The organism is Staphylococcus gallinarum, assembly GCF_000875895.1.
GTDB lineage: Bacteria > Bacillota > Bacilli > Staphylococcales > Staphylococcaceae > Staphylococcus > Staphylococcus gallinarum.
Genome location: NZ_JXCF01000026.1, coordinates 61,519 through 73,688, shown reverse-complemented (window position 1 = coordinate 73,688; position 12,170 = coordinate 61,519). Strand labels below are relative to the sequence as shown.

The following is a 12,170-nucleotide window of genomic DNA, read 5'->3' as shown; positions in this document are numbered from 1 at the left end:
ATGAAGCTCATTATGATTACAATTTGCTATTTAACCAATCAACAATTTCTGCAAATATACTTAAATTATATGAACTTTCATTAAATATTTCATGCTGTAATCCCTCATATATATGAATGGACTTTTGTTCAGTACCTATTTCTGCAAATAATTCAAGGGAATCTTGATAACTTACTAAACCGTCTTCTTTCCCATGTAAAATTAATATTGGATATTTAAATTCACTTGCATGTTGTTTCAAATAATCCACACCATCTAATAATGTATAGATTAATCCCATAGAAATTTGTTTAGCATTTAAATCATCATCTTTATATTTTTCTATAACTGTAGTATCTGAGCACACACCTTCACCTAATTCATTGGCAATATATGTTCTAGTATTCAATTGGCGATCAGGTTGACCAAATAGTGGTAAATTATATCGCGTCAAAGCACCTGATGTAATGATACCATCAACTTTATTTGCTTCTTTCGTTCCAAATAAAGTGACACTATAACCACCCATACTATGCCCAATTAAATAGACTTTCTCTTTAAAATGTTGCTTCACATAATCCACTACTGCAGATAAATCTTCAATAATTTCATCAATTCTACTATAAAATGTTGGTTCTCCACCAGATCTACCATGTCCACGTTGATCAAATCGTATAACATTAAAATTTTGTTCATTTAAATAATTCGTCAGTTCATCATATCTGTCCAAATGTTCTGCTAAACCATGAACGAGAATAACATTAGCTTTCGCTCTTGGTACATCATTAACCTTTGTATAGATATTAGTGCCATCTTTTGACTTGAGATATTTTATATAATTCATTTTTTCCTCTCCTTTCTTTATTTTTTGTTATTGTAATAAAAATAAATGATGCAATTTCTGTTTCACCCTTTATTTACCATTACAACAGATTATTAAACAGTTGACTTTATTTATTTTTTATATTTATATAGTTTATAACAATATAAATATTTGTATGTTAAAGGGAGCGATTCAATTGGCTAAAGTTAAACTTTGTCAAAGTTGTGGAATACCATTAGATGATAAAACACCAGCAGGTACTGAAAAAGACGGTTCATTATCCGAAAAATATTGTCATCACTGTTATCAAAATGGTGAATGGACTTTAAATTTAAGTTTTGACGAAATGTATGAACATAATCTAAAAAAATTTCAAGAATCAGATATGAATAAATTCCAAAAGTTTATCTTAAATAAAATGTATACCAAAAAATTCATGAAAAAATTAGAACGTTGGCAATAATTAACAAATACATTTTTATCTTCTCACTTTTAACCGTATGATGTTTCTCAACACTTCATACGGTATTTTTCATTCCTTATATCCCCCTTATATTCTGCTCATAGCATTAACTTATACACAATTTCAATACTACGTTAAAGATTTTATCCAGTTACTTTGTAATATAAAGAAGATGTATTTTATATTTTAAAACTTTTAATAAGAACTATTTACATCACATATTTGTAATTTACATTGTATATTTAGACAAAATAATATTCTAAATTTTCAGAATTTTACAATTTAATTTATACAATTCCATGCTACAATAAATTTATTTTATATATACAAAGGGGTTGTATAGTTATTGGTTAAACAAAAAAATAATACAGAACGAATAACAAAGAAAGCTAAAAAATTTAATATGCCGCATAATTATGTCATTTTATTTATCTTTGGTGTTATCGCAACAATCTCAACATATTTCATTCCTTCTGGACAGTTTAAAAGAATAAAAGGACCTGAAGGACGAGAGATGGTTGACGCAGATTCATTTCATTTTATTTCCTCTAAACCAGTAGGAATAGTTGATTTCATTTCTATAATTCCAAAAGGTTTAATAGAAGCCGGTGAAATTGTCTTTTTCACTTTAATTATAGGTGGCATGTTTATGGTGTTAAGGAAAACAGGTATTATCGAAATTGCAGTAGATAAATTAGCACGTCGTTTTATCAATCAAAGTGTGTTAATTATACCAGTACTAACTACTGTATTTGCGATAGTTGCTACACTTATTGGAACTGCCGAACTCTCTCTCGTATACATACCGGTTATAATTCCATTGATTATTGCATTAGGTTACGACTCAATCACAGCAACTGCCATCGCTTTGTGTGGTACAGTGGTTGGATTTACAGTTGGCGTGTTAAATCCGATTAATACTGGCTTAGCACAAAAACTTTCAGGAATTCCTGTATTTTCTGGAATCGGACTAAGAATTATATTATTTATCGTAGTATTAGCAGTCACTATTATGTTTATTATGCGATACGCACAAAAAATTAAAAATAAACCAACTTTAAGTTCTGTTTATCATGCAGATATTGAAAAGCGTGACCTTTACCAAAACATTACTAATCAAGAACCAATAGAAGCTACAAATAGACAAAAATGGGGTATCGCAGTCGTCCTTCTCTTTTTTGTTATTTTAGTGTACGGTGTTATTTCACAAGGTTGGTTTATGATCGAAATGGCTGGCTTATTTATCATTATGGGAATCATTGTAGGATTAGTGACTGGTCTTAGTACACAGGCTATATGTGAGGCATTTAACGAAGGGTTTAAAGATGTACTGATGGGTGCAATCATCGTTGGCCTAGCCCGCTCCATCGCAGTTGTATTAGAAGACGGCAAAATAATGGACACTATTGTTCATGGACTGGGATCAGTAATTGATGGTGCTACACCAACAATTGCAGTAGTCGGCATGTATGCTGTACAAGTAGCAATTAACTTTATTATTTCTTCAGGTAGTGGTCAAGCATTGGTAACTATGCCTATTATGGCCCCATTAGCAGATATGTTAGGTATTACAAGACAAACCGCCGTTCTTGCATTCCAACTTGGCGATGGTTTCACACATATATTTTACCCAACGAGTGGTTACTTCATGGCCGCCTTAGCTATAGGTGGCGTATCATATACTAAATGGATTCGCTTTTTCTTTCCATTATTTATAATTTGGGGTGTCATTTCAATTATCACATTAATAATTGCCCAATTGACAGGGTGGTCGTAATAAAAAGGACAGTTTACCAAGAGAAATTTTAAAAATAAATATAAAAATATGGCCAGTAAATCTGTGATATGCTTCCTTCAAAGTAAGTACAAAAATATGAAATTTTTGAAGGAAACATATGATTTATAAAGCAGTTTACCGGTCATTTTACTTATAAATGTTAACGCAGATTGCTCAATTACTATGCTATAACCAAGTCTATTGTTGCCACCCAAATGCTTTTATATAATATTCACTTGCATACTCCATAGTTATATATCCTTATACATGTTATTTTTAAAACGTGATTTTTAGTAAAATCCTTATCTCATACTTTTAAAAGCATTGCTTTATATATTTAAAATAAATAAAAAGCGCTTTCACAAAATAATTTCCTACTATTTCAATATAATTTATCATATAATATTAAATTATAAAAAGGAGGTCAATGTAATATGAGATTTGGAATGTTACTTATAAGATTAATGTTAGGATTAACATTTATCATACATGGTAGCCAAAAGGTATTCAGTGGTTTTGGTGAACCAATGCATATGATGCAAGGATTAGGATTACCAGCATTTCTCGGTATACTCTTAGCTTTATTTGAATTTATTGGTGGTATTCTTATCATTTTAGGAATTCTAACAAACTATATTGCTCTAGGATTCATTGTAATCATGTTAGGCGCATTATTTACAGTTCATTTATCACAAGGATATATGGCATCAGAATTTGTCATTACATTATTAATAATGAGTATTGCAGTAGCTACTTCATATAATTGGAAAAAGTTCTTCCAATTTTATTAATTCACCTGATATAAAATAAAAAGAGCTATGAAGAAATCTATGTTGATAGACTTCTCTATAGCTCTTTTACAGTTAAAAAATGTCTTATCTAGATTCAAGTTCGCTACCGATCATCCATTTATGATTTCTTATCCATTTATCATCAGTTGTTGACTTATAATCTATAACATAAGCAGTTGTTTTTTTAACATTATCAATTTCTGCTATCGCACCCTTCATTCCAGCCATATGATCCGCTTCTAATTTCACAGAATCACCTTTTTCAAACCCATGTTGTTTTGCATTTTCTATTTCTTCATTAACAACCCATTTATGGTTTTTCACTTCTTTTTTCCCATCTTTTGGTTTATAAGTTACTTCATAGACATGCGTTTTATAAGCAGCTTTAACTACTCCTTTAGCACCTTTCATTCCTTTCATGTGATCACTGTTAACTGTGACTTTATCACCTTTTTTAAATTTAGCTTTATCTGTAGTCTGCATACCATCTGGCAAATCACCTGCACTACTTTTATGTGAAGTATGCTGTGATTCCTTTGTTTCATCTGCTTGATCATTACCTGTAGAACATGATGACAGCAATATAGCTGCAGTAAAAGATACTGTAAGTAATTTTTTTATCAAATCAATACCACCTTTCATAGTTTTCATTATGTTAACATCATACAACACATACCCCTCTACGGTATACTCAAACATTAAATGTATGACTATATTCACACTAGAATAAAATAATAAAAAAATAGTCCAACGCATAGACTAGCTATGAAATGGACCATTAAGCAATAATATATTATTAAATAACCTCTTTTTTTAATTATCATGTTGTTTACATTCTTACTTTTGATAATGTGGACGGATAAACCACATCTCAGATTCATAATCATGGACGACTTTATGTGCAACCTCAGTCTTATCAGCTCCTCCACCTTCCCAATTTTGATCTAATGATTCAAATTTCATATAATTACCATCATAATTGGCATCCGTAACAATTGCTGTATGCCCTGCTCCATTGCCATAATTTTCATTAAATACAACTATATCACCAGGTTTAGCTTTAAAATCATATGTATTTTTATATACCGTAGCTTCACCTTCAAAATTATTTTCTGTAGGAATATCTTTTGCATAATCCCCTTTCAATCCATGACCAAATAAGTAGTCCCACTGCTCATTCACCAAATCAAAACACTGCCAACCATATTCATTATCATAATCCCAACCCTTACCCTCAAGTGATTGAGTATAATTCATTGATTCATCATGTGACATTGTCGTTCCAGCTGATGCTGTGTGTATATTAAATATAAAAAATATCGACGTTGCTAACATAAAATATGTAAAAAACTTTAAAATATATTTTGTCATTATTTGTCCTTTCATATCTTTGCAAATTACTACAGAAATAGAGTGCATCCATCTCACAAAAAATTAAAATGAATATTATTATTTCTATTTCTACAATAATATATCATATGAATTTTTCTACGATATTACACTTACATGAATTTCATTTTAATTATTTTTATATTTTTGTAATATAATTATCAATACTTAATTAATAATTATTAAATTATTTTAACTATTAAATTAACAGTCATTATATCGAATAACAATCAAAAGACGGGACGCAATCCGTTGATTGCACCCCGCCTATTAATTATTTATTTACAAATTGTAATTCATAGATACTTTTATTTGAATATGTGTTAAACGTACTTAGTTTGCCTTGTAATATTAAATATTTTTGCTTTCTACTTACATTGTGATAATAGGATAACTTAATATTAATATCAGATTCATAACCATTATTTTGGATTGTACTTTCTAATTCATCAAATACATCCTTATTGATTGGTAACAGATAACCTTCTTTGCTCGGTAAAATATTAACAAATTTTTCCTGAATAACGTGTTCTTCTCCTAACACAATCTTTATATTAATATGCTTTGCAGCACCACCACCAAGATTGTACAACTTTAAATAATCTTGATGATCTGATTCAGTCGTAGTCGTATTTTGCATAGATAATTCATTATTATGATTTAGCGTTAGGAAAACTTGATTAAATCCTAATACTGGAATAAAGCCAATTCTCATTTGATATAATTGAAGTGAAACAGATACAAAATAAAATAAAGCCATAATAAATGTTCCAATAGAACCTATTGCAGAAATAATATTTATCATTAAATTGCTCCTTCTAAATTAATATTGGGAGACAGAAGTAGGACAATTATATTAACATATCTAAATTTATAAGAAAATAATTAATATTGAATCCACTCTTAAAGTTTATTTAACTTAAATCTCAATTTATCTAGTGTAACTAATTCGTATTCATACCGTTACCCTCTAACGCATATTTAATATGCTGTTTAACCGTGCTATTAAATAACAAACTAATATGGTCGATTTTAGTTAATACAATATTTTTCCCACCTATTAAATATGATAATTGATTGGGCACTACGCCATCTGTTCGACTATAAATAGAGGTATACAAAATCTTATGTTGCGAATCTGTTCCAGGTATTGCAGTATTTGTTGTTAAGCCATTAGCACCACCCAACGTAACAACATTAGCTACATTTTTGCCCCCATCCAAATTCTTTATGTAGTACATGATATTCTTTCCACCTAGACTATGACCTACTAAATCAACTTTATTAGCTCCTGTCTCATGTTGTACTTGTTTAACATATTTTGAAATTTGTGGTCCATTAACCTTATTATCACCAGATTTACTATTTAAATTGATTGAGTAAAATTGATTCCTATTCCAGCCTTGAGTGTATAAATAATTTTGTATACTATGAAAGTTATATTGTGTTCCCCCAAATCCATGAACAAACACAATTGGATTATGATGTGTCTTTGCCTCTACCGAAGTCATTTTACTCATAATGCCAAACATAAAAACACTTACTATAAGTAACATAACTAATTTAAATTTTTTCATACTATTCTCCTATTAGCTTTTAACATGAATTTAAATAAAAGGGCAACTACACAATGTGCATGCCCTAAATACTTATTAAAGATAATATACCTTAATAATTTATATACCCATTCATCCTATTTCAATGCAATATATAATTAATCAAATATAAATTGAATAATTAATTATCACTTAACGAATGCGAACTAATATTAAAACTAATAAAGTTAAAAAATGAAACTATACCTTTTTGCGTTCTTTTACTATTCAATTTTAAATTGGTGTTTACGCCGTCTCCATTTAACCCCTGCTTGATATAACTTTTAACTTTTGAATTATTGAGCAATCCTAAATGACTGATACCAGAAACTTGGATATTTTTTCCTCCTGCCAAATAAGACAATTGTGAATCTACAACACAATCCGTTGAGCTATATATAGAGGTATATAAGATTTTATGTCGTGCATCAGTGCCTGTATATGCAGTATTAGTCGTTAAACCATTAGCACCACCTAATGTTATGACATTATCTACTTTATTACCGCCACCTAAATGCTTTATATAATTTAACGTAGTTGCACCACCCATACTATGTGCCACTATATCTACTTTTTGCGAACCCGATTTTTGTAATACTTGATCTACAAATCTTTTCAACTGAGGACTATCCTTTGAAATATATCCCTCATTATTTTGAAAATTTATACCATAAAACTGATGCTTGTCCCAACCATTTGCCGCTAAATAACTTTCAATTTTATCAAAATTATTAGACGCACCTCCTATTCCATGAACAAAGACAACAGGATTGTGATGCGTACTTGCTTTAACATTACGATTGCCACCAGGAAATATAGTAAAGATAAGTCCAAAAATCATTGCTAAAATAATAATTTTCTTCTTCATACTTTGTTACTCCTGAAATGATATATACAAATATTACACTAATTTTTTTATACAATCAATAGTAATTTCTTTATTATTATTAACTTTTTTGATTTAAAATACTTTAATTAAATTATTGTTACAATTTTTACAATAAAATTTATTCAACTGTAATACTTCTTAGTAACATTTCAAGTTTATTTCAATTTTCAAAATCTAACTCACAATCTCAAATTAACTATTCATACAAATACTTAGTAATAAAAAATCCCAAATTATCAATCGTCATATCAATAATTTGAGATTACTTTAATTATTAGAAATAGTATATTACTGTTTTATTTTTTTCATAATATCATTTGGAACTTCATTACCCTTTACAGTATGTATATTCAAAATAACACCTTTTTGATCTGTATATTGAACTTTCAAAATATCTCCATCTTTTGCTTTTTTCCATTCAGTTATTTCATTTAATGTCGTAAGATAACGATCATCTTTAGAATATAACCAAACTTTTGATTTTGATTTATCTACTTTTCCGTAATATGTCTCTGTTTTGTTGAAGAGCATAATGATACAAGCAAAATATGCAACTATAAAGATTATTATGCTAGATAAGATAATGAATAACCATTTTTTCAATTTTATCAACTCCACTATTTCTTTTAGTAATGAATTGATATTATAAGAAAAATATTTGATAATGTCATAGTGCTAAAGACCTAATTGAATTATAAAAAGATTTATTTATAAGCAAGTCCAAAAATTTTAACACAATTATAAATAACAAAAATTAAGTTGCGCATTGCATTAACTTGGTATATATTATATTTAGGCTCGTCAAAAGCCTACAACATAACAACTGCCTCTAGTACTTTACTAGAGGCAACCCTAGAAACGAATATTATCACTAGAGTCCTTACTCTAGTGTTTTTTATACAAAAATTTATATTACCGCTTATTGAGTTTAGTTTTTGTTGAAAAGCAATTTCTTCTATATATAAGTAAAAACAGTTACTATGGATAATATAGTAGATTAATAAGTCGAATGAGGTTGTTGAAAATGGAAAAATTTGGTTTATGGATCAGAAGAATCGCTATCTTAGCATTAACATGTTTACTCATACAAGGCGTAATACGCATGATTATGCAATACTTTGGCTGGCCACCCTATGATAAGCCTTTACTTATTGTCGGTGCAGCTATGGTTTTATTAAGCGAACTTATAAAAAACAAAAATCTGAACCTATTTGTGTTTGCCATTGGCTTTATACTCGTAATCATTGCATAAACATAATTATCCCCAGACTACACTGTTAGCCTGGGGACATTTTTTTAATTACTGATTCTCATTTTTAAGTTTGGCTATTTGCTAAAATCTATACATAACTCACTTCAAAAATAAACCTATTGTTCCGTGATTATTTTATTATTTTTAATATAATTTATAAAAATATAACGAACTAACGGCCCCATAATTATTATTTGTAAAGGTAACGCAAATATTACATTTTTCGAAAATACACTCAGATAATCTAAAATTACAGCATTAGAGTGAAAGCCATTATGGATATAATCTGAAATCAATCCATAAATTGACATACAACCTGCCATCCCGAAAACCATACATATGGATATAGCTAAAATTTTAAAAATCTTTTTATCTGATTTTACAGTTAAATACAATGCCACCTTCTTCGCACTAGGCCCAACAATAAACAAATCTAAAATAAAAGCTAATACAAACGCAATTATAAAATTATAGATAACGTCTAGAAAACTAACTTTTGTGATAGTTCCATTTATACATAAATTATATATTGTCATCAAAAATACCATACCAAAGCACATTATAAATCCAAACTGAAAACTCTCTTTTTTTGTCGTTGGCATATTAATCATCCTTTCTTAGTCACATGTACTCAGTATAGTGACTAAGAAAATGCTTCGTAAGTGAACATTTTGTGAACAAAGCAATTAGATGCATTGACCAAAAAATCTACTATGACTAAAAAATATACTCCATTATTCAACTTCAAAGGCAAATCTAATTTTTTCTTTATTAAGTATACTGAATGTAAAAGTAGTCAAACATTCAATAGATAATAGTTATTCTCAGGGTATAAAAACGTCACTTTCACTATAATTTGGATAATAATAGCCATTAGGAATTGACTGTAATTCAATAAGTAAATTCCAATTTGTTTTTAAATAAACACTACTACTTTCATCACTATCCTCATATCTTGAGTTATCATGTTTTTCAGATAAAGGTATCGCACCAGCATCAAGTGCATCACTTATAGCTTTATCCATATTTTCTACAAATAGAGAAATATGATTAAAACCTAAATCCTCTAATTTTAAAGGCCCGTCTTGCAAATCACTTACTATTTCAAACATTTCAATATTTGCACTATTACCTATTACAATCATTCTTTGCTTTACAATTTTACTGCCTTTAGACAATCCTAACATTCTTTCAAGCTCTTCTCCCTGTCTTGGATCATCATCATAACTCAATCCATCATATGCAATCTTTGCACCAAATGCATTTTTAAAAAACTCAGTAGCTTCTTCTATATTGGGTACAGTCAGTCCCACATGATTAATACCTTTAATATTATTTGCCATAATTAACACCCCATTCACTATCATAAAATAAATACGCTCTTAAACAACTATGCTGCATATCGATAAGGTTATTTTAAAAATATTCATTAAACCCTTTTTTAATATCATTTATCAATGATGCGATACCCACTAAATTAGAAAATGTACTCATAACAAATCTAGTTATATTGATTAATATATCCATAAATTCTACTCCTTTATATTTTGATTACTGGAGTTTTAAAGTACAAAAAATTTTCAACTTATTTTAGACTTTTTGAATTGTTGTTTTATCAAAATTAAATGCATATTTTAAACCAAAACCCAAAGCTCTATCCATGCTAATGTGAGCTATCCAAATCAAAGCTATTTGCAATATCAATGCTTCTTGAACCAAAAAGAAAATTAAAGTTATAAAAATAGGAACGATATAAGTATGACCAATATTATAAATTCTACTCCCTATTTCTTTATTAATTAAATAACCAAACATAAAAACATCTGGAACGAGCAATAACAAAAGAAAAATTAACAAGGAATAATCAAAAATTAAATAAACACAAAGCGTTACTAAAAATACAGCTGCATTTTCTAACCTAATAAAATTGCTCAACAAATCATCTCCTTTTTTAATATATTGCCCAAAATATATTAAATTATTCCTAAAGTTTCATAGATAAGAAATAAGACATTCGCATTATGGAAATAATTTGATGTTTCAAAAAATTAAGCACCCAACCATAAATTGGTTGAGTGCTTTTTAAAGGAAGTGGTGAGAATCATTGCCCCGTCCTTGTGTAATGCTTGGAATAAGGTACTCACGTGGTATTTTATGATAATCAATTTCATAGCAATATGGCTTAGGTATACTTGGACTAACCTTTTCCATAAATAATCACCTCGCAATCATTGCAGAATGTATATTCGTATATATAAATAAAAAAAGAGCCTGTTATACACAGCCCTCTTTGTTTTTATCAGTTTGAAAAAACCTCATAAGTATGAAATTAGCTAAATAGACCAAATATAGCTTGAGCCCCTTTAAATAACACATCTGTTAAAGGATTTCCTGAAAACAACATATAATCACCATCTCCCTTTTTTGTCTTAAATACATACTAACAAATCCATTGGAATTTCAGTAATATAATTCCTAAATGATTTAATTTAATTCCAAACTGTATAAAAATAATTTTGTATAAAATTAAATTACAATTGATGAAATCGAGCATAAAAAATAGGGCAGGCACATAGCCTCCCTTATTTAATATAGTATTGGTAGCTTCTCACATTGTTCATAAACATTATAAATATACCTACCTATCAAGGTAGCTTTTCTAATAATCCATCGAATATTTACTTTATTCGTTTCCCACTTAAATTAAATATCTTACCAACATCTTCATATGTTCGCCCTTCACTAATAAACCAAAAGGTAAGATATTTTTTTTCGTTTACTATTGATGATATTAATATGTCTAATTAGTTAAAATATATTGTGTCATCTACCGAACAATCTCAACATCATTGTCTTGACTTTACAAGCTAAAGAAATCATCAAAGTTACTATCTTCTACCACATTGATAACATCATTTTATCTTTATTTTGCTTAATAAATACTTTAACCTCTTTTTAAAGTATTCAGTTTTTAATTTCATACAAAAATTATTTCTGCATTATCCTCTCTACCACATATTGGACATGTGTTATTATCCATCTTACTTTTAACATCTTTTATAAATATCTTGTATAACTCTCGCTTTCAACTCCGTCCCTTCCTTTTTCTCTGCCTCAACAACAGTAAACGTCTGATTGTCCTTAGCCTTAGTCACATGATAGTGCGTGTGGCCTATTCTGTCTGTGAATGTTGTGATTAGGAATTGGGTCAT

General features: G+C 28.9%; 15 protein-coding genes. 4 read left to right on the top strand and 11 right to left on the bottom strand.

The annotated features are described in order from the left end of the window. Nucleotides 1–16: 16 nt before the first annotated feature. Nucleotides 17–823, bottom strand: coding sequence for an alpha/beta hydrolase (locus SH09_RS11130; protein WP_042739717.1), 807 nt, complete (start codon nucleotides 821–823; stop codon nucleotides 17–19). Between the two features lie 175 nt (nucleotides 824–998). Between SH09_RS11130 and SH09_RS11125 the strand changes: the two genes are divergently transcribed. From SH09_RS11125 to SH09_RS11115, 3 genes are all read left to right on the top strand, one after another. Next, nucleotides 999–1,265, top strand: coding sequence for a zinc ribbon domain-containing protein (locus SH09_RS11125; RefSeq protein ID WP_052495447.1), 267 nt, complete (start codon nucleotides 999–1,001; stop codon nucleotides 1,263–1,265). 346 nt (nucleotides 1,266–1,611) lie between these two features. Then, nucleotides 1,612–3,042: a YfcC family protein gene (locus tag SH09_RS11120; protein ID WP_235307518.1), complete on the top strand. Its 1,431-nt coding sequence runs from the start codon at nucleotides 1,612–1,614 to the stop codon at nucleotides 3,040–3,042. Between the two features lie 434 nt (nucleotides 3,043–3,476). Continuing rightward, nucleotides 3,477–3,833: a DoxX family protein gene (locus SH09_RS11115; protein WP_042739715.1), complete on the top strand. Its 357-nt coding sequence runs from the start codon at nucleotides 3,477–3,479 to the stop codon at nucleotides 3,831–3,833. Between the two features lie 84 nt (nucleotides 3,834–3,917). Here SH09_RS11115 and SH09_RS11110 read toward each other — a convergent pair whose 3' ends face one another. From SH09_RS11110 to SH09_RS11085, 6 genes are all read right to left on the bottom strand, one after another. Beyond that, nucleotides 3,918–4,457, bottom strand: a complete 540-nt coding sequence (locus tag SH09_RS11110) for a YdhK family protein (protein ID WP_042739899.1) — start codon at nucleotides 4,455–4,457, stop codon at nucleotides 3,918–3,920. A 213-nt stretch (nucleotides 4,458–4,670) separates the two neighbouring features. Beyond that, a complete protein-coding gene (locus SH09_RS11105) occupies nucleotides 4,671–5,204 on the bottom strand; it encodes a CHAP domain-containing protein (protein ID WP_042739714.1) in 534 nt (177 codons plus the stop codon). 292 nt (nucleotides 5,205–5,496) lie between these two features. Next, nucleotides 5,497–6,027: a hypothetical protein gene (locus SH09_RS11100; RefSeq protein ID WP_042739713.1), complete on the bottom strand. Its 531-nt coding sequence runs from the start codon at nucleotides 6,025–6,027 to the stop codon at nucleotides 5,497–5,499. A 139-nt stretch (nucleotides 6,028–6,166) separates the two neighbouring features. Next, complete coding sequence (locus SH09_RS11095; RefSeq protein WP_042739712.1) at nucleotides 6,167–6,799, bottom strand: esterase/lipase family protein; 633 nt, start codon at nucleotides 6,797–6,799, stop codon at nucleotides 6,167–6,169. Nucleotides 6,800–6,959: 160 nt separating this feature from the next. Beyond that, nucleotides 6,960–7,685: an esterase/lipase family protein gene (locus SH09_RS11090; RefSeq protein WP_071225806.1), complete on the bottom strand. Its 726-nt coding sequence runs from the start codon at nucleotides 7,683–7,685 to the stop codon at nucleotides 6,960–6,962. Nucleotides 7,686–7,994: 309 nt separating this feature from the next. Beyond that, complete coding sequence (locus SH09_RS11085) at nucleotides 7,995–8,309, bottom strand: hypothetical protein (protein ID WP_052495446.1); 315 nt, start codon at nucleotides 8,307–8,309, stop codon at nucleotides 7,995–7,997. Nucleotides 8,310–8,730: 421 nt separating this feature from the next. Between SH09_RS11085 and SH09_RS11080 the strand changes: the two genes are divergently transcribed. After that, nucleotides 8,731–8,958 carry a hypothetical protein gene (locus SH09_RS11080; RefSeq protein ID WP_042739711.1) on the top strand — a complete coding sequence of 76 codons (228 nt, stop codon included), beginning with the start codon at nucleotides 8,731–8,733 and terminating at the stop codon, nucleotides 8,956–8,958. Nucleotides 8,959–9,074: 116 nt separating this feature from the next. On the opposite strand, the gene SH09_RS11075 is transcribed toward SH09_RS11080, so the two are convergent. The 4 genes from SH09_RS11075 to SH09_RS16415 all read right to left on the bottom strand — a co-directional run bounded on the left by SH09_RS11075 (nucleotide 9,075) and on the right by SH09_RS16415 (nucleotide 12,170). Beyond that, the gene (locus SH09_RS11075) at nucleotides 9,075–9,560 is read right to left on the bottom strand and encodes a DUF2798 domain-containing protein (protein ID WP_042739710.1); all 486 of its coding nucleotides are present in this window, start codon (nucleotides 9,558–9,560) and stop codon (nucleotides 9,075–9,077) included. A gap of 222 nt (nucleotides 9,561–9,782) precedes the next feature. Then, nucleotides 9,783–10,301, bottom strand: coding sequence for a VOC family protein (locus tag SH09_RS11070; RefSeq protein ID WP_042739709.1), 519 nt, complete (start codon nucleotides 10,299–10,301; stop codon nucleotides 9,783–9,785). 247 nt (nucleotides 10,302–10,548) lie between these two features. After that, complete coding sequence (locus tag SH09_RS11065; RefSeq protein ID WP_042739708.1) at nucleotides 10,549–10,893, bottom strand: DUF4260 domain-containing protein; 345 nt, start codon at nucleotides 10,891–10,893, stop codon at nucleotides 10,549–10,551. A 1,112-nt stretch (nucleotides 10,894–12,005) separates the two neighbouring features. Continuing rightward, nucleotides 12,006–12,170, bottom strand: a complete 165-nt coding sequence (locus SH09_RS16415; protein ID WP_126542155.1) for a DUF1381 domain-containing protein — start codon at nucleotides 12,168–12,170, stop codon at nucleotides 12,006–12,008.